Annotated in this window: 1 pseudogene; it reads left to right on the top strand. The window is 70.5% G+C overall.

Annotation, left to right across the window (positions count from 1 at the left end):
• A pseudogene (locus tag SB771_RS35560) lies at window positions 1-258 on the top strand (ABC transporter permease); the annotation flags it as partial.

Genomic DNA, 258 nt, shown 5'->3' with positions numbered 1-258 from the left:
CGCGATGTCTATGCCCGCACCTTGTGGGGAGCGCGCGTATCGCTGCTGGTCGGCGTCGTGGTCGCGCTGGTGTCGACCGCGGGCGGCGTCCTGCTGGGCATGCTGGCCGGCTACTTCCGCCGCCTGGACGCCGTGATCATGCGCATCATGGACGGCCTGATGGCGATTCCGGGCGTGCTGCTGGCGATCGCGCTGATGGCCACGCTCAAGGGCGGCCTGGGCACCGTGATCGTGGCCATCGTGGTGCCCGAGGTGCCG

Origin of the sequence: Burkholderia sp. SIMBA_051, assembly GCF_046534915.1 — a bacterium.
Taxonomy (GTDB): domain Bacteria; phylum Pseudomonadota; class Gammaproteobacteria; order Burkholderiales; family Burkholderiaceae; genus Burkholderia; species Burkholderia ambifaria.
Note: the sequence above shows the minus strand (reverse complement) of the source record. Positions and strands in the feature narration are given on the sequence as shown.